The sequence below is a fragment of the Mastigocladopsis repens PCC 10914 genome (assembly GCF_000315565.1).
GTDB lineage: Bacteria > Cyanobacteriota > Cyanobacteriia > Cyanobacteriales > Nostocaceae > Mastigocladopsis > Mastigocladopsis repens.
In genome coordinates this window covers 1375306-1393902 of record NZ_JH992901.1, presented here as the reverse complement: position 1 = coordinate 1393902, position 18597 = coordinate 1375306, and the positions used below count along the sequence as shown (strand labels likewise).

At 43.7% G+C, this 18597-nt stretch carries 15 protein-coding genes; 7 read left to right on the top strand and 8 right to left on the bottom strand.

The genetic code is table 11. The annotated features are described in order from the left end of the window. Nucleotides 1-40: 40 nt before the first annotated feature. Nucleotides 41-739, bottom strand: coding sequence for a Crp/Fnr family transcriptional regulator (locus MAS10914_RS0108405; protein WP_017315479.1), 699 nt, complete (start codon nucleotides 737-739; stop codon nucleotides 41-43). Nucleotides 740-1231: 492 nt separating this feature from the next. Between MAS10914_RS0108405 and MAS10914_RS0108400 the strand changes: the two genes are divergently transcribed. The 3 genes from MAS10914_RS0108400 (at nucleotide 1232) to MAS10914_RS32025 (ending at nucleotide 8408) form a co-directional block, all read left to right on the top strand. Continuing rightward, a complete protein-coding gene (locus MAS10914_RS0108400; RefSeq protein WP_017315478.1) occupies nucleotides 1232-5722 on the top strand; it encodes a hypothetical protein in 4491 nt (1496 codons plus the stop codon). 507 nt (nucleotides 5723-6229) lie between these two features. Continuing rightward, on the top strand, nucleotides 6230-7306 hold the full coding sequence (locus MAS10914_RS0108395) for a PstS family phosphate ABC transporter substrate-binding protein (protein ID WP_026082419.1): 1077 nt from the start codon (nucleotides 6230-6232) through the stop codon (nucleotides 7304-7306). A gap of 82 nt (nucleotides 7307-7388) precedes the next feature. Continuing rightward, on the top strand, nucleotides 7389-8408 hold the full coding sequence (locus tag MAS10914_RS32025; RefSeq protein ID WP_017315476.1) for a hypothetical protein: 1020 nt from the start codon (nucleotides 7389-7391) through the stop codon (nucleotides 8406-8408). 137 nt (nucleotides 8409-8545) lie between these two features. Here the strand turns inward: MAS10914_RS32025 and MAS10914_RS0108385 are convergent, their stop codons facing one another. Further along, nucleotides 8546-9376 (bottom strand): carbohydrate ABC transporter permease, encoded by an 831-nt coding sequence (locus tag MAS10914_RS0108385; protein WP_017315475.1) that lies wholly within the window; start codon nucleotides 9374-9376, stop codon nucleotides 8546-8548. 144 nt (nucleotides 9377-9520) lie between these two features. Next, nucleotides 9521-10111, bottom strand: a complete 591-nt coding sequence (locus MAS10914_RS0108380) for a 5-formyltetrahydrofolate cyclo-ligase (RefSeq protein ID WP_017315474.1) — start codon at nucleotides 10109-10111, stop codon at nucleotides 9521-9523. A gap of 79 nt (nucleotides 10112-10190) precedes the next feature. On the opposite strand from MAS10914_RS0108380, the gene MAS10914_RS0108375 reads away from it, so the two are divergent. Continuing rightward, on the top strand, nucleotides 10191-10664 hold the full coding sequence (locus MAS10914_RS0108375) for a GNAT family N-acetyltransferase (RefSeq protein WP_017315473.1): 474 nt from the start codon (nucleotides 10191-10193) through the stop codon (nucleotides 10662-10664). A 214-nt stretch (nucleotides 10665-10878) separates the two neighbouring features. Here the strand turns inward: MAS10914_RS0108375 and MAS10914_RS0108370 are convergent, their stop codons facing one another. The 4 genes from MAS10914_RS0108370 to MAS10914_RS0108355 form a co-directional block, all read right to left on the bottom strand. Next, nucleotides 10879-11823: a GDP-L-fucose synthase family protein gene (locus MAS10914_RS0108370; RefSeq protein ID WP_026082418.1), complete on the bottom strand. Its 945-nt coding sequence runs from the start codon at nucleotides 11821-11823 to the stop codon at nucleotides 10879-10881. Nucleotides 11824-11846: 23 nt separating this feature from the next. Then, nucleotides 11847-12926, bottom strand: coding sequence for a GDP-mannose 4,6-dehydratase (gene gmd, locus MAS10914_RS0108365; protein ID WP_017315471.1), 1080 nt, complete (start codon nucleotides 12924-12926; stop codon nucleotides 11847-11849). Between the two features lie 1100 nt (nucleotides 12927-14026). Further along, nucleotides 14027-14791, bottom strand: coding sequence for a sugar transferase (locus tag MAS10914_RS29830; protein WP_033365724.1), 765 nt, complete (start codon nucleotides 14789-14791; stop codon nucleotides 14027-14029). 323 nt (nucleotides 14792-15114) lie between these two features. Then, on the bottom strand, nucleotides 15115-16254 hold the full coding sequence (locus MAS10914_RS0108355; protein ID WP_026082417.1) for a glycosyltransferase: 1140 nt from the start codon (nucleotides 16252-16254) through the stop codon (nucleotides 15115-15117). Between the two features lie 258 nt (nucleotides 16255-16512). Here MAS10914_RS0108355 and MAS10914_RS0108350 point away from each other — a divergent pair, with 258 nt between their 5' ends. Next, nucleotides 16513-17448: an NAD-dependent epimerase/dehydratase family protein gene (locus MAS10914_RS0108350; RefSeq protein WP_026082416.1), complete on the top strand. Its 936-nt coding sequence runs from the start codon at nucleotides 16513-16515 to the stop codon at nucleotides 17446-17448. Between the two features lie 301 nt (nucleotides 17449-17749). On the opposite strand, the gene MAS10914_RS0108345 is transcribed toward MAS10914_RS0108350, so the two are convergent. Continuing rightward, entirely contained in the window at nucleotides 17750-17965 is a 216-nt protein-coding gene (locus tag MAS10914_RS0108345; protein WP_017315467.1) for a hypothetical protein, read from the bottom strand. Between the two features lie 33 nt (nucleotides 17966-17998). Here MAS10914_RS0108345 and MAS10914_RS0108340 point away from each other — a divergent pair, with 33 nt between their 5' ends. Together MAS10914_RS0108340 and MAS10914_RS0108335 are read left to right on the top strand one after the other, a co-directional pair. Next, complete coding sequence (locus tag MAS10914_RS0108340) at nucleotides 17999-18304, top strand: type II toxin-antitoxin system Phd/YefM family antitoxin (RefSeq protein WP_017315466.1); 306 nt, start codon at nucleotides 17999-18001, stop codon at nucleotides 18302-18304. Beyond that, nucleotides 18276-18593 carry a Txe/YoeB family addiction module toxin gene (locus tag MAS10914_RS0108335; protein ID WP_017315465.1) on the top strand — a complete coding sequence of 106 codons (318 nt, stop codon included), beginning with the start codon at nucleotides 18276-18278 and terminating at the stop codon, nucleotides 18591-18593. Before MAS10914_RS0108340 ends, MAS10914_RS0108335 begins: the two co-directional genes overlap by 29 nt. Nucleotides 18594-18597 lie beyond the last annotated feature (4 nt).

The following is an 18597-nucleotide window of genomic DNA, read 5'->3' as shown; positions in this document are numbered from 1 at the left end:
TTATGAGTTCCTACCGGAGGAGTTCTTCTGGGGAAGACTGTTAAACTATCATTTTTTCTAAGGCTGAGATATCGGGAATACAAATCACGTCGTGTTCCCGTTTAATCAAGCCTTTTTTCTCCAGCTTTGTCAATACTCGTGTGACTGTTTCCCGTGCCAGTCCACTCAAACTACTCAATTCCCGGTGAGGTAAATTAGGAATTTCGGTTCCCTCTTCCCCTTTCTTTCCCTGTCCCTCTGCTAAAAACAATAACGTGTCTGCCACCCGCGACTGACTATCCGATTCCCTTAAGCGCAATCGCCGATTGACTTGGCGTAGGCGTTGCGCCATCAGTTGCGCCAATCGGACTCCCGCTATTGGGTCTGCTTGAAGTAACTTAAGAAAATCCTGTGCTGGCATACTACCAATCACAGTGGAAGTCAGTGTAATAACATCGGTGGATCGAGGCACTTCATCAAGAGCTGCCATTTCACCAAACAATTCTCCCTTGCCGAGAATATTCAGCGTTACCTCTTTGCCTTCCAAGTTGTAAGTCCGTATTTTTACCCATCCTTCAATGAGAAAATATACGGAACCACCCCAGTCATTTTCCAACAGAATCACTTGATTCGCTGGGTGAGTACGGGTGACCAAATGGGTAAGAGCTTGTTCTACAAGGTTTTCTGGTAACCCTTGAAAAAAGGGTGCCAAGTGCTTTAGAGGATTGGTAAGTGCTTGCACGCTATACCGGTCTTCCATTACGACATCTTTTTGATAAAAGCTGCAATTTAGACACATTAGACACAAAATAACAGTACCTTTATCAGCCTAAGCTATCAAAGTACAGCCACTAAAATCTAAAACTAGACTATGTTACACAATAAAGCTAGCCAAGCGTTTTTTATAAAAAGTATTGAGCTATCGGTTAAAAGGAAGTAAAAGTTTTGCAAGAACCAGAAACAGTCTGCGGCTTGCAGTCCGTTTATTGGGGCTAGCAGCACTGTCAACAGTATGACTTATAACTTATAGACAAACTAAATAAATAATATGCAAGGTTATTAATTTTTGCTAATCTATAATTTTTAGCTGTTTTCAGCAAGCGACGAGCGACAATTTCCGGCGGCAAAGACCGTCCACTCCTACGGGAATCCCTATGCCGTAGGCAAGACTACGCCGAAGCGCGTCAGATCCTTAGTTGAAAAACAATTTCTATAACCACCTGACTTAAAGTACTAGATAAGGTAAATTAAAGTGACTTCCCGCGCAGCAGAAACTCAAAAACTGATCGCAGATATTGACCACTTACTCATCAACAAGCGCCTGTCTAGGTTTCTCTCCAGTCAGGCGTCAGAACCACGACAGGTTTTAGAAAGAATTCGCGACTTCTTAGCCACTTTATCGGAAAGTGATGCTCAAACCCAACCACAACAATCGCCTCTACTAGCAAAATTTATCGAACAGGGTCATCACCAGTCTCTAGCGCAGCAGAACGAACTCCAACAGGACGAAGAAACTCATGTTGTGACAAGACAACAAAGCAATCCATTGGCGACAGTGCTAGCACCTTTACAAGAAGAAATAAAAGCACTGTTGCAAGAGCGAGCAAATCTTGTGGAGGAAATCAGGCAGTTAGAACAAAAGCGACTGCATAACTACTCACTAGCGCAGCAATTAGCGAATCAGGAGCAAGTCATTTCAGAATTTTTGCAGGTACTCAGCAGTCGTATTGTGCCTAATTCTACACCACAGCCTGCGGAAACTGCGGCAAGTTCTCAAATGCAGCAGTTTTTCAAAATTGATACTGCGACTTCTTTATTTAGAAATAACAGTGGTAGTACAGAACCTGCAACCTCTTCGACTCCACCTGTACTAGACTCACCAGATCAAGTAGAACATTTATCAAGGCTTGCTCGGGAGTTAGATCAAAAGTTACTTGCACTTGATGGAACTGTGAATGTTGTCTTTGAGGCATTACAACGCAATATTCACACTTATGACGAGTCATTGTCTCAAGCACTGGCAAGAATGCACAGTAAAGGAGTGCAAGGCGAACAGTTGTTGGCAAGCTTAATCAGCAATTTGACTTCTCAGTTGCAGCAACAAACTCCCACTGACGAACCATCTCGTCAGGATGTAAACGATGAAACAATACACTCAACAGAATCTCAGCAGTTAGCGTCAGAAGTCCCTGACTTTAAACAAGTAGAAGCTTCATCCTCTGTCATTGAAAATAACCAACCTGTTGGCTTGGAAGCACAAGAAGAGACTGCTAGTACACCATATTTATATTTAGATGCAGATCTTTTTGAGATCAGGCAAGACGAGCAAAACTCGATAGAGACTTCTGATATTACTGGCATACCCCAGCATAGCTCCCCGTTAATGGGTGATGAAGTAGACCAACTTTATGCCAGTTTGTTTGGTGTTGAAGTAACGGATGTCACGGTTAACTCCTCGGCGCTTGCTTCTGGTGAAGTCACAAATATTACAAATGAGTTAGTTGTAAAGTCAACGACAACTCCACCTGCTCTAGCAACAGATACGGTTACGGATAAGTTACCTGCGCCTACCTCCACTGAGACGATAGATGAGTTATTTGTGGAACCAACGGCGAATGCATCTGCTGTGACAACTGATGCGGTTGCGGATATCACGGTTGTGGAAACGGATGAGGATACAGATGTTACCGATAAGTTATCTACTACCTCCACGGAGTTCACAGTGACTGGTGAAGTGTCTGCTGACACTCCACCAGTCACTGTAACTGATCAACTGCAATCAGAGAGTTTCCTCTATGAGGTCGTTTTTGAAGCACCGGAAGTGGCAACGGATGAAGTAGCGGATGTCACGGGTGTAACAGATGACTTATCTGTAGAGGTCTCGACCCCTCCGTCAGAGTTGACTCTTTCTGAGACTGTACCAGATGCTGCAACACATCAAGAACAACAAGGCGATTCTACTGCTGATTTTCCAGATCCTTGGTTAGAGGAACCAACAGCAGGTCGTTTGGAACTAAGTAGCAATGATGTCAAACAGACACAAGATGTTCCATTAGAACCAAAAGAACAATCATCCATTCCTCAGGAAAATACATTTCCTGAGTTACCGCCTGCGGAAGGGCGCAGTCAAGTTGTTTCTTTGGAAAGCACAAGCCAACTGAGTCCGGCAAATGAAGATACAATTACAACGTTGACTGACTTATTAACTGATCTCAGCCATTGGGCACAACCTAGCGCCGTAAGTCCTGCGGAAAGGTTAGTCCAACACGGTAGCCTCTTTGAAGGAGAAGGCAATCGCGATTCCTTAGTTGAAGTCCCATCTTCTGATAGAGCAGCAAGCACAGCACCAGTCACTTCAGAAGCTGTAGAAACTCCCAGGCAAACACCTGTTGCGGAAACTTCAGAAGTAGAGATTCAAAATCCTGATGTAGAGTGGTCTTCAGATAACTACATTCCCGCCTCGCCACAGGAAGATTTGCTATCTCCACAGGAAAATCAACATCCAGAAATGATTGATATTTCCTTGGAAGAAGCGCAGTTGCAGCAATTGGAACAGGATTTAGCTAGTTTTGATGGGGAGATAAATGCTCTTTTACAGCCTTTAACTCAGTCAGAAAATCAACAAGCACAAAGCAGACGCTCTCCCTTACCAGAGCAAGCAGAGACTCAAACAGACTCAAGCGCCACAGGAGCGCAGGTGGCGGAAATCGAAAAAACGAATATAGCAACAGAAGAAACACTCGAAGGTTCTTCTGTTTCAATTCCTAATTTAACAAATAATACAGACATTTCGCCGGATGCTCGTCAATCTGTTTGGTACTTAGGAATTGATTTAGGTACAACCGGGATTTCTGCTGCTCTGTTAAATCGCTCCACAACTGAGGTGTATCCTCTCTATTGGTCTGCACAAACCCAACCAGAAGCAACTTCTATAAAGCGGTCGTTTCGTTTGCCAGCAGAAGTTTATTTGCCAACAGCTTCTGTGACTGAAACACAAAGCAAAGAATCACAAGAGCAAACAGCACCTGCAGCTGTTGCTGAAGAAAAAGTCCCTGAGGAGATAGCGACGGGTTCTACACTACCTCACTCAGCTGCTGCACCAACGCACAACCTCTTCTCAGCGCAGTTGAAGCCTTATCTGCACATTGCTCTACCCTACAAGAGCGAGCGGCAAAAATGGGAACCAGTTTTGCAATTAAACGAATTTTCCACTGTGCCATTGGTTTGGGTTGTGCGATCGCTCTCGAAATTGCTGTTAACGTTAATGTCTGATCCCAGTAGTACGACCCTAGGTTTAACTGCGGCAGCCGTTGGTCTAGACCAAGAAAGCTTCAGTCATATTATTAGTAAGATTACTGGTGTGATTTGCACTTGTCCATCTCACTGGTCGGAACAATATCGCTTCAACATCCGGGAAGCAATACTCATCAGCAAATTAGTGCAGCATCCGCAACAAGTCTTTTTTGTGGAAGAAGCAATTGCTTGTTTGCTTTCGGAACTCGACGGTGCTGAAGGTGAAATCGTGAAAATCAGAGGTCGTCAGGGTTCTCGTCCTGCAAGAGCCAGTGACCGTCCTTTAGTTGGCAATACCCTCGTCATCAACATTGGTGCTGGTGCAACAGAAATGGCACTAGTCGATTTGCCAGAAAACTTGCAAGACTTAACCTACAATGATTTCATGCTCCACGGTTTTGCTTATGCTGGCAAGGGACTAGAGCAAGACATTATTTGCCAACTGCTGTTTCCACAAAAATGGCGGCAATCACGCATGACTCCACAGGAAGATAACAAAACCATTACCAGCAAGCCCTGGCATTGGCAACCAACGATTCCTGGTTTGGATCAGATGCGCTTTTCTAGTTTGGGGTTGGAAGAATTAAGCCTTCCCCAACCAGGCGAACCTGAGATCGTGGATCGCATTCGCATACAGCAACGGCTGGAGAGTTCTGTTTTAGGAAAAGCAGTCATAGATGCAGCTGTTGCCCTCAAGCTGATTTTGCAACATCAAGAATCTTTTACCCTAGAACTGGCAGATCAGCGATGGGTTTTACAGCGACGAGACTTAGAAAGCCAGGTGTTTGTCCCATTTGTGCGACGCCTTAACCGAGAACTCAACAGGTTATTGGTCGCTAAAGGCATACCCACAGAAGCAATAAATCAAACTATCCTCACAGGCGGGGTTGCTTCTTTGGGGGCGGTGAGTCGTTGGCTGCGACAAAAACTGCCCAATGCTAAGATTATCCAAGATTTCTATCTCGGTGAAAACGGCTCTCCCACTTGCAGTCGGGTTGCATATGGTTTGGCAGTGCTACCTCTACATCCTCAGGTCTTAGAAGTCCCCAGACAACAGTACACTGACTATTTCCTGTTCACAGAATTGTTGCGAATTTTGCCATCAAAAGCTCTCTCCTTTGGCGAAGTGATCCAGTTATTTGAGAATCGTGGCATTAATACCCGCAGTTGTCAGCAACGCCTACTAGCTTTCTTGGAAGGTGAGTTACCTCCAGGTTTGATCCCAACCAGCTTAGACGCCATCTGGCTTACTCAGGGTTCATGTGAAAATTCAGACTATAAGACGATGACTGCTGCATCACTTTTTGAAAAGCAAGGAAGTCTCACTTATCGTCCCAATGTCGAACAACTGCGGACTGTTGCTCGTTATCTTGATGCTATCAAAGCTAGTACTCAGCAATCTTTAGAGGAACCTTATACGGTTAATTTCGCTTTGGGGGTTGTTGATTAGACCTTTGGCTGAAATCGATAAACACCCTCAGACTAGAAGTCTGGGGATGACTAAAAATGGGGAGATGGAGAGTCCGATTTTCTATTCGAGTTGGAACTTCATCCTTTTTTCTCATATCTAGTTATTTTATACAAGATGTGATAATCTCATATATCTACAGGGAATAAATGTCGGCTAAAACCTGACACTTGCCGAGAGCATTTACCAAGTCAAACTCTGGCAACTAAAAAATGTGCATATACTTCAAAATTGAGAGTGACTTTCCGACCACGAATTATGTTTTAAACTTTCATTTTTTCCTAATTCAATAGAAAAGAGATTATCTCTGCATTTATTGGGGCTAAAGGTAGCAAAGCTACAACTAATCGCCTCTTGCTACTCATATGGTTACAAAGACTAGGTATGAGGAATTCATCCAAGTCAACAGTTCCAGCTACTGAGCAACAACAGCATAATTAACTACCTAATACCCTCAGCTTCCTCCTAAGAGGGTAAATGCAAAATAATATGAACCATACAAACCAAAAAAAACTTGTAATTAACGGAGAAATAGCACTCCTTCTCAAAGGTCTAATTATTGGCAAAGTGTTGACACTTCTGGTTATTGGCGGACTGTTCTGGTGGCTGCTGAGACCACGCATTTGGGTTAGCAGCAACCCTAGCTCTCTGGCTATTCAAAGTTCAAACACTGCCTCTATGACTATGTTTGCCTTTCAGACAATTGCTGATATTCCAGTCGGATCATTCAAATACGGTGGTAGTACAGCCTGGGCACATATTCGGCAATTGGTAGATTCTCAGATCCAAAACGCTCACCCACAACTACAGTTGCGTTACGTAGAACCCACTAACAGCAGTCCTGGTTCAGGTTCAGGCATTCGTATGTTGCTTGACGGACAATTGGACTTCGCTCAGTCTTCTCGTCCGCTGACAACTGAAGAATCTACCATAGCCAAGCAGCGAGGCTTCACACTTGAGCAACGTCAAGTTGGTATTGATGGGATAGCGGTGGTAGTTAACTCATCACTCAATGTAGCCGGTTTAACCATAGACCAGCTGCAACAGATTTATCTGGGACAAATTACTAACTGGAAACAGGTTGGTGGACCAGACCTACCCATCACTCCTTTTGCCCAGCGTCCAGAAGATGCAGACACAATGATATTTTCAAGTAACAAAGACTTGAAGAATCAAGCGTTTAGCTCCCAAGTGCAGTATGTCTATTCTACGACACAGGCACTGCGCCAGATCAGTAAAACCCCTGGCGGTTTGTACTACGCTTCTGCTCGTACAGTCGTGCCTCAATGTAGTGTGAAGCCTTTGGCACTAGGTCACACCCCTAATCAGCTCATTCCCCCCTATCGTGAACCAAAAGTGCAACCCCAGGAGTGCCTGCATAAGCGCAACCAGATCAATACAGAAGCAATCAAAGATGGTAGTTATCCACTGACCACTAAGTTGTTTGTAATTATTAAGCATAACAACGCTCGGGAACAGCAGGCAGGAGAAGCCTATGCCAGACTTTTACTAACAGACGAAGGGCAAAAGGCAATTGAGTATGCTGGGTTCATTGGAGTTCGCTAGACTTGTATGATTCTGTTACTATATGCAGCTACATCGGATGGGAGTAGTATGCGTGCACAAAGGAACGCTACCTTAACCTATCATGAATGTTATTAAGCATGGATTTGCCCTCAACCAACTGATTTATACTAGCTTCACCGATGTGGGCTTTGCGCTCCTTACCAGTGAGCAAGTTCCCTTACAGATTCAGCAAACTTTCCTTAAACAGATAGTTTACCAACACTGGAATGCCTTTGAGCGTGAAAACCAGAGTTACAGGGCTGCTTATCTTTTTCAGGTAACTCTAGAGCATTGTCTGTTTGGCTGGCTGTACAACAATGAGTGGGATGACATTGACCGCACCCACATACCGTACTTTATTTGCTACCACCTAACGGAACCACTGTACGCTTTGGCCATCGAAAAAGTTTGTGCTTGCCTGCAAAAGGGACCAGTAAAACTGGTAGACCGCCATAGCTTTTCAAATTCAGTAGAACCCCTGACTCTAAAAGACGTGAGTAGTTACCAGGAGGCGAAGCCAGGAGTTCTGATTTCCTGGGAAACTCGTCAGCAAATTCATACGAACCTTAAGCAGGGGATATTGACAAATTTATTCATCCCAGTCAAAGAAAAGGAGAGGGGAATTGAGCTGTCATTGCCAGTCCAACCTCAAGAACTAGTCACCACAGACAACAGCGCTGACGATCATTCTTTGATACCTTTGATCCCAGTCAAAGAAAAGGAGAGGGGAATTGAGCTGTCATTGCCAGTCCAACCTCAAGAACTAGTCACCACAGACAACAGCGCTGACAATCATTCTTTGATACCTTTGATCCCAGTCAAAGAAAAGGAGAGGGGAATTGAGCTGTCATTGCCAGTCCAACCTCAAGAACTAATCGCCAAAGACAACAGCGCTGACAATCATTCTTTGGCGCTAGATAGAAACTCTATTTTGCTGCTTGGAATAAGCTTTGGCATCATCACGGGTTTAGCAGTGACAGTTTTAATCTACGTATTTCTTCATATGACATCGGTTCTGAACCAACCTACTCAATCACCTTCCCAAAGTGCATTACCTCTAACTGCTCCAGCCATGACAAAAGTTTCACAAAACCCTGAATGAGCAAGACTTACGCACCCACCATGTATTTACGTCATGTCTCTCAAATAAAAGCGATCGCAAAACCTAATTTTTCGTTATTTTTGCATAAATCCTAATTCAGAAAAAACGAATAACCCTTAACGCTTTACTCATACTGCTTAACCTTTCACACCGCTCCCAGTTTCTGTAGGGACAATGTAGCGTTGTACAAACAGGAATAATAAGAGTACTGGAGCTATAGAAATAACTGAGCCTGCGGCTACCAACCGCCAGTTCAAAGAAAATGTACCCGCTAGCTTCGCCACTCCTAAAGGAAGGGTGTACAAGTTTTCGTCTTGAATAACAATTAAGGGCCAAAGAAAGTCACTCCAAGAGCCAATAAATACGAAAATTGCCAGAGTGACGAGTGCTGGACCAATTGCTGGAAGCATCACGAACCACCATATGCCTAACTCCGAACAACCATCCATGCGTGCTGCTTCTTCCATCTCTTTGGGAACGCTCATAAAAGCTTGTCGTAACAGAAAAATTCCAAAAGCAGAAGCCAAGCTAGGAAAAATCATTCCTAAATAAGTATTTCTCAAACCCAATTGGACTGTCAAAATGTACAACGGAATCATTACAATTTGAAAGGGAATCATAATCGTGGAAACAGTCGCAATAAAAATCCAGTCTCTTCCTGGAAATGAAAGTCTTGCCAATGGGTAAGCAGCCAAAGCGCAAAAAATGAGATTCAAACCTACTGTTAGCACCGCCACTAAGGTGCTGTTGAACAGATATTGTCCAAAGGGGTTGGTTTGCCAAACACTAACAAAGTTCTCAATAGTTGGTTGACTTGGCAACAACTGCGGTGGGGATTGAAAAATATTTTCTGTTGAAGATTTCAACGCCGTACTGATAAGCCAAAACAGGGGAAATAGTGTCAAGATTGCTATTGCCCCTAATAGCGTATATATCCAGAACCGATTTTGAATTTTGAAATTAGTCATCAGTAGAATTTTATCTCAGCTTTGTCTTCAAGACTTCAGATACACCCTGTGATAACAACTTCTCACGTACCTGCTCTAAATCCCTTGGCTGTGATGACTCAGTTTACAACTAAGTATGAGTTGCACACTGAGTCGTTGCAGATTTTAGCGTGTAGGTTTATCCGAAAAGTACTCAAGCCCAGTTTCTGTACATACACCTTGCAACAGTTTATCCCAGGTTTCAGCAGGAATTTCAGGCAAATAAGCAAATTCAAACACGATGCCTATGGTAGGCTTTTTTATCCATTCAGGAGAAGTTAGCATACGGTCATAGTATCCCCCGCCATAACCCAAGCGATATCCTTGATAGTCGCAAGCAACACAGGGAACGAGAATTAAATCAACCTCCGCAGGCGCAATAGTTGGGGCTTCAGGAAGCGGTTCGGTAATGCCATAAGCCCCGGTTTTTACAGAGTCTTTTTGCGTCCAAATATGCCAGCAAAGCGATTTCTCAACGCAGCGAGGAAAACCCCAACGGTGAGAGGTCTCTGTAAATAACAAACTTAGGTCTGGTTCTTGACGAAAGCTGAAATAAGCGAGTATTGTTTTTGCTTCGTTAAATTGAGGGGAGGTTAAAAGGTTTTTGCAGATGCGATCGCTCTTTTGTTTCCACTGTGTTATAGACATTGATTGACGGGTTTGGAGAAGCGAACGGCGTAATTCTTTTTTCTTTAGTTGATTATCAACTTTCTCCACAAGTTTATTAAAAAGCTTATTTCTTGGACGGCATTATGCGTTCTAATTGTAAGTTAGGTATCCAAAAAAAGGAGGATGCTTGGCTAAGGTACATTTACGTAAAGTCACGCTCGATAATTTCCGAGAATGCATCAGCTTGGAAGTGGAAGAATCTCAAAAGGAACTTGTGGCATCAAACGTGAAATCATTAGCAGAGGCTTACGTTAACCCAAATCTGTTTCCTTTATCTATTTATGATGCTACAGTAGTGGGTTACGAGCAAGCTCACTTACCAATGGTTGGCTTTACGATGTATGAAATAACAGCTGGCGTTGGTTTTATTCTTCGCCTTATGATTGACCATAAATTTCAACGCAAGGGCTACGGACGAGCGGCTATGTTGGAGGTGATAAGGCGTCTCAAGTTGTATCCAGAAGTTGAGTTGATCGCGACGAGCTATCAACGAGGTAATGAAACAGCATCAAAACTTTACCGCAACCTTGGATTTGTAGATTGGGATATTGAATGGGCGAAGGCTCACGCAACTGATATGTTCCTAAAATTGAACTTTTGACAAAAGCAAAATAATTCAAGAAATATAAAATTCTAAGAATTGTTCAAAGGGTCACTTTATTTCAGCGATTAAAAACTGGCATGGGAAAGTTTAAAAATTCTGATAGGATGAGAGCATATGGATATATTGAATAAGTCTAAAATCTCGTGGACAAAAAACAAACAAATAAGGTGGGCAATGCCCACCTTAGGATTAATTATTAGTTTGACAACTTTTAAGCAGCGTTTTTACGCCACCACTCAATCGTATTCTTCAACCCCTGCTTGAAGTCCACTTGAGCGGTGAAACCAAAAGCTTTCTTCGCCCGTTCGGTATCCAAACAGCGGCGCGGTTGACCATTGGGTTTGTCAGTTTCCCAAACAATTTCGCCCTCAAACTCCATCAACTCACAGATAAGATTAATCAAGTCGCGGATGGAGATTTCGTAACCAGTTCCTAAGTTTACGGGTTCAAGGTCGTTGTAGAGCTGAGTCCCCATGACAATACCCCGCGCCGCGTCTTCTGAATACAGAAACTCGCGGGTAGGACTACCATCGCCCCAAACTGGGAGTTTCTTTTCTCCCTTCATCTGCGCTTCATAAACTTTGCGAATGAGCGCTGGGATGACGTGAGAACTTCTGGGGTCAAAATTATCTTCCGGTCCGTATAAATTTACCGGTAGCAGGTAAATACCATTAAAGCCATATTGCTGACGGTAAGCTTGCAGTTGGACTAGAAGGGCTTTTTTTGCGATTCCGTAGGGAGCATTGGTTTCCTCTGGGTAGCCATTCCACAAATCATCTTCTTTGAATGGGACTGGGGTAAACTTGGGATAGGCGCAGATAGTACCAACGCATACGAATTTTTCTACTCCAGCTTGATAGGCTACATGAATTAACTGGGTTCCCATCATCAAGTTGTCGTAGAACAATTCAGCAGGTTTCTCGCGGTTCAGACCGATACCGCCAACATGAGCTGCCAAGTGGATCACAATGTCTTGCTGATCCACTGCACGTTGGCAATTTTCCAAAACACGTAAATCGCAATCACGCGATCGCGACACCGTAATCTTATCACGATCAGCTCCAGCCTGACATAGCTGATTTATCACCTGACGCCCCAAAAAACCAGCTCCACCAGTTACGAGAATTTTTTTGTTCTTCAGTTCTAAGGCGTTCATATTTTCTTCCTCGTTGGTGTACATCACAAGTGGAGCGCACCCAGTTCTTGGCGAATCATGGCATTATCCTGCAAAACTTTCGCGACTTTACCATTTGGCGAAGTCAGTCCTAACCCTTGGAGATCAGCTTCTACCATAATGGCTACCAGCTGCTCAAATGTTACTGATGGTTTCCAACCCAACTTTTGCCGCGCCTTAGTAGAATCACCAATCAACAAGTCTACTTCAGCTGGGCGCAGATAACGCTCGTCAAACTCTACATGATCTTGCCACTTAAGATTGACATAACCAAACGCCAGATCCAGAAACTCGCGTACTGTATGAGTTTCACCAGTAGCAATGACGTAATCGTCTGGCTGCTCCTGCTGGAGCATTAACCACATTGCCCTAACGTAATCTTTGGCATAGCCCCAGTCTCGCTTGGCATCAAGATTACCCATGTAAAGTTTTTTCTGTTTGCCGGCAACGATTCTGGCAACTGCCATTGTAATCTTGCGCGTGACAAACGTTTCCCCCCGTCTAGGTGATTCGTGGTTAAAAAGTATGCCATTGCAGGCGAACATATCGTAAGATTCACGGTAATTCACCGTTTGCCAATGAGCGTAAACCTTAGCACAAGCATAAGGACTACGGGGATAAAAGGGCGTGGTTTCTTTCTGCGGGATTTGTTGTACCAAGCCATACATTTCTGAAGAACCTGCTTGGTAAAATCGTACCTGAATGCCAGTGCGATGCTGGTAGTCACGAATTGCTTCTAACAAACGTAGTGTTCCCATTCCCACGGAATCCACTGTGTATTCAGGTGAATCAAAACTAACCCGTACATGGGATTGAGCGCCCAGGTTATAAATTTCTACTGGCTGGACTTCCTCTAGAATGCGGCGCAGCGTGGTACCATCCGTCAAGTCGCCATAGTGCAGAAACAACCGCACGCCCTCTTTGTGAGGATCTTCATAAATGTGATCTATGCGGTCGGTGTTGAAAGTGGAAGTCCGGCGGATTATACCATGGACTTCATATCCTTGCTCTAGCAAAAACTCACTCAGATATGAACCATCTTGACCAGTAATACCAGTAATCAACGCTCGCTTCTTTTGCGTCATGCTCTATTTTCCCTTGTCGTTACTGAATAGATAAATACAGGCGACCTGGTACAACCTAACAGGTAATTGCTCAATTTCCAAATGGGAAACCTACGAGTCTCACTTGCAGCCTCAGCGGATTGATATAAGTAAATCTGCCGATTCGTAAGTTTACAGCAAGCCCCCCTTAACTTATCTGGATTTTTTTATCTTATTATGTAAATTTTTTTTATCTTTACCAAAACTTCATCTAATGTCAATTTTTGTTAAAACTTTATTAAGAAGTAAGAAGATTAAGCTACTACAGAACGGCAGAAATACAGCGCAACTCATCTGAATGAAGTACTAATTTATCTGTGTCCATCTGTACGGCAGTTGCTATCTCCTGCGGAGACGCTGCGCGTAAGTCCGGAGGACAGGCTGCGCCAACACGTAGTGTGCGCTTTGCGCTTACAACGGGGGGCTTCGGGGTCCCCACGGAGTGGGGTTGGGGGGAGACCCCCCTATGCCTACGGCACGCGGCTTGGGCGTTAGCGGAGCTCCTCTGAAAGAGGCACGGGTTCACAGTCCCCAGAGCGCGGGAAACCCCTATGGCTGACGCCACGCCTTACGGCGAACGGGTATGCCTGAGCCTTCGGCACAGCTGCGCCGAACGGCACGCCTGACAGCGTTGGCGTAGCCTGTCCGCAGGACTTACGCCAGTTGCCCACTGGTCACACCGCCTGCAGGGCTGATTCACCGCAACGCACGCAAGAGTCCATCTGTGGTTCATTATTTCTTTGTGTACCTCACCCAATTGCAAACCGCTGTAACTAGACAGTTAGAAATAGGTTAAAACCCTAGTACCGCTGCGCGGAAGTCAAAAGTCAAAAAGCTGATTACGTGGGCTTTTCGCTGCTTTAGAATGATAGCTTTATTTTCGCCGCGTTGTACTAGTCATGAAAACCCTAATTATGTAAGTCTTCTTCTCTCCTAACTCCTGACGAATCACTCCTAGAATTAGGTAAATATTTAGTCTCAAGTCCAGAGTCAAACCACGGCTTGGCAACAATTGGTAATTAAAAAAAATCGTAATTCATAATGACTAGTTCAATTACGAATTACGAATGACGAATTACGAATTAATATGCACCATTATTTTTGGGCATAATAACAACACCAATGGTTTTAAAAATTATCCACCAATCCAGCCAAAAATTCCTGAATTTGGCATAATGCAGGTCTATTTGAACCCGTCGAGGATATGGAATATCATTGCGTCCTGAGACTTGCCACAATCCAGTGATTCCTGGTCGAATGGTTAAAATCTGGTCTATATGACAACCATACTTGGGTAGTTCTTCTGCTACTAAAGGTCGTGGACCGACAACACTCATATCTCCTTTTAAAACATTCCAGAATTGGGGAAATTCATCCAAGCTAGTCATTCGCAAAAAACGACCAATTTTCGTAATTCGCGGGTCGTGCTTGAGTTTAAAATTTGACTCAAATTCTTGACGCAAATGAGGTGATGTTTCCATTATTTGCACTAGAATTTCGTCGGCATTGGTTACCATCGTTCGGAATTTAATACAATTAAAAGGTTTGTAATTTTTACCAACCCTTTCCTGTACATAAAAAATTGGACCTTCTGAGCTTAAAGCAATCAGCAAGACCAAAATGAAGTACACAGGGGAAAACAAAATGAGAACCGACAGCGAAAACACAATGTCGAACAGTCGCTTGGTAAACTCTCCGTTTAAAACCTGAAAAGACAAACCTTTTGGTTGAACTTTAGGCGTCTTTTTCTGTTGATCGCGTTTGAAGAAAAGCCGTGAGCGTCTGTATGTTACCGAGGTGTTTGTCTCTGAAACACCTGCCCTTTTCCAAGGTAATAGGGCAGCCACATTTCTTGCAGTTGGGCGCAAAGACACTCTATGCGATTGCACTTTACTCTGCGCTGATTGCGCGGAACGCAATGCTCTAAAGGGCAATCGCCCGATTAACGGCAACCTTGCTTCAGTTGGTTGTGCCCGTCTTTGGGACAGGCGGACGCTGCTTTTAAAACAGCGTCCAGTACCGGGCGTACTACGCGATCGCTTCCCGGAGAGGAGTGAGCTCTGGGCAGTCATCATACTCCTTAACAATCCACACCACACATAGTCCCAATCTTAAAGCCAAAAGGAGGTGCTTCTGGGGGCAAATTTCCAAAAGCCGTAAAATAAAACCATCAGTTAGGTGATAGTTTTTGTGTACACATATTTAAAAAGTCTACGTAGCGCTGTGCAAAGATTTGCGAGGAAAACTGAGCAGCATGCACTCGCGCATATTCACGATGACTTTTTCCTTGATAAAGTTCAAATTTTTCTACTGCGTCTACCAATGCCTCCTCTGTTTGCTCCTTGAAGAATAAACCAGTCCCCTGATCGCCATGTTCGCGAATATCTCGCACAGTTTCTAGAGCACCACCTGCACCATAGGCGATAACTGGAGTCCCACAAGCTTGCGCTTCTACCAACGCAATGCCAAAATCTTCACAAGCTGCATAGACAAAACCCTTGGCATTAGCCATATATTTTTTTACTACATCATTGGGTTGCCACCCGAGTATTTGGATATTGGATTTTGCGAGGCTACGAATTTTTTCCATTTCTGGTCCTGTCCCAATTACTACTAAAGGTAGTTGCAATTTATTAAAAGCCCTAATTATCAAAGATACTTGTTTATAACTAACTAACCGGGAAACAGTCAGATAAAAATCCTCTTTTTGAAGCAAAAATGGAAAACTCTCGAGATTAACTGGTGGGTAAATCACTGTTGCTTCTCTGCGATAGCAGCGCCAAATACGACGAGCAGTATGCTTTGAGTTAGCAATAAAGTAATCAACACGATTCGCTGTCAACGCATCCCACTGGCGCAAACGATGCAGTACATACCGCGTCATCCACCCAGCTAAACCACTTCCTAATTTGCTTTCCCGAAGATAATCAAAAGTTAAGTCCCAAGCATAGCGCATGGGGCTGTGACAGTAGCAAATATGCAACTGTTCAGGAGTGGTCAGAACTCCTTTAGCAACAGCGTGGGATGAAGACAAAATGATGTCATACGCCCGTAAATCTAGTTGTTCAATTGCCAGTGGCAACAAAGGCAAGTATTTTTGTACACCATTACGAGCATATGGAAATTCCTGAAGAAATGTTGTGCCAATCTTCCGCTTATATAAGTAACTTTCCGGGTTAGTGGATTCAAAGTCAATAAGGGCGTACAAATCAGCATCGACGTGGTTGAGAATTTCTCGCACAACGAGTTCTGAACCACCAGTGGCTTTAGGTGTCAGCCATTCATGAACAAGGGCACATTTCAAGGGCACAGCTAACTGTAGTTGGTAGAGAACACGCAAGGCGAGAGTTAGAGGTTGGTTAACTGAAAGTTTCGCAGAAGAAAATCGAAAACGCCCAACTCTTAGTAGAAGTAGAGGACGTAAACCTTTTCCAAGAGGTTCCAGGGAAATACCGCAACCTGATAACCTCAAAGAGGGGACTGGGTACTAGGTATTGGGTACTAGGGAATGGGTATTTTTTTCCAGATCCTAGTCCCTTCATAAGGTAACTTAAGATTGGCAATGAGTATGCGAATTCTAATTGTGGGTGGTACGCGGTTCATTGGTGTCTACCTAACCAAACTGCTGGTAGAACAAGGACATGAAGTTGTACTATTTAATCGTGGCAATCGTCCTGCACCGATTGAGGGAGTAGAACAAATCACAGGCGATCGCACTGACGCTGCCCAGTTAAAAGAAAAATTATCGAACGAAAATTTTGATGCCATTTTTGACAACAACGGACGCGAACTTTCTGATACTCAACCATTGGCAGAAATTTTTCAAGACCGCGTACAACATTTTGTATACATGAGTTCTGCTGGAGTATATCTCAAATCCGACCAAATGCCCCATGTGGAAGGGGATGCTATCGATCCAAAAAGTCGCCACTTGGGTAAGCATGAAACAGAAGCTTATCTAACGCAACAGAACTTGCCCTTTACCTCAATTCGTCCCACCTACATTTACGGTCCCCTGAACTACAACGATTTGGAAGCCTGGTTTTTTGACAGACTTGTGAGAGGTCGCCCTATTCCCATTCCTGGTAATGGTTTACACATCACTCAGTTTGGTCATGTCAAAGACTTGGCAAAGGCAATGTCTAAAGTTTTGGGCAACTCTAAGGCGGTCAACCAGATTTACAATGTGTCGGGCGATCGCTTTGTCACTTTTGATGGTTTAGCCCGCGCCTGCGCCGTTGCTGCTGGCAAATCAGCTAATGAGATAAAAATTGTGCATTACGACCCGAAAAAATTTGATTTCGGTAAGCGCAAAGCTTTTCCACTGCGCCCACAACACTTTTTTGCTTCAGTAAATAAAGCGAAAACAGAATTAAACTGGCAACCTGAGTATGACCTGATTTCTGGTTTAAAAGACTCATTAGAGAATGATTATCTTGCTTCGGGGCGAGATAAAGCAGAAGTCGATTTTTATATGGATGAAGAAATTTTGCAGTCTGTTTAATTTAGTAATCTGTCAAGGCAAGTTTGAGGGGTAAAAAAAACGAACCGCTAAGACGCCAAGTGCGCTAAGAAAGAGGAAAAGAAGAGAAGTAAACTACCCCCACCTGCCTAACGGCTGAGGTGGGAGCTTTCAGAAGCCCTAGAAATATCGAATAAGTTTAGTTGAGGGTATTGCTTCGCAATGTTTTTTATTGGTCGCAATTCATCTCACCGTTACAGGCTTCGCCTTAACGGTGAGATGAATTGCGACATCCAAGATAGAAAGGTTGATTCAGCTTGTGCAAAGTTGCTGTGACAGAGTACTAGTGGTTGATCACATCAACAATACTTGGTAAACAAATTTGCACAACTTCTCTTAAACCTCTTTCTTTGTGTACTTTGCGGTAAGCTGCGGTACGTTGCTGCGCGTCTACGTTACCCCGCAAACTTTGGTCACGAAATACCAGAGTCCAGGGTTGTTCTGAGTATTTGGAGGTGGGCAGATTGCGATCGCAGTTGCCCTTGTAGGTCATCATCATCTAAGATATGTACATAAGTCTGTACATAAACGAATGCTGTCCTACAAAATTACATCCCCAACAGATGCCAGGAATGATTTTTTTAAGTTGTTAGACCTGGTGGTGGAAAATCATCAGGTTTACATTATTAACCGTCGTGATAATGAAAATGTCGCCTTGATTTCTGAGTCAGATTTGATGAGTTTGATAGAGACAGTTTATTTATTGCGATCGCCTGCAAATGCTCGTCGGTTAATGGATGCGATGGAGGAGTCTCAGACGGGGAAGATAAAACCTCAAACGATTCAAGAACTACAGCAGGAGTTGGGGATTGACCAAGAAGAAGAAAAAGATATCTGAGTCAGATGAGATTAAACCTGTTGTAGTTAATCGAAGTCCTGGTTTTAGTTCTACATTTAAGGAAGATTTAGCTTGGTGGTTCAAGCAAGATATCCACAAAGCCTCAAAAATTTTAGATTTGATCACCGCTGTGATGCAAGATCCATTCGAGGGAATTGGTAAACCAGAGCCATTAAAATATTTGGATGCAGATACTTGGTCACGCCGAATTGATCTAGAACACCGACTTGTTTATCGAGTGGGAAACACCCAAATTGATTTTTTAGCTTGTCGGTATCACTATCAATAAGACT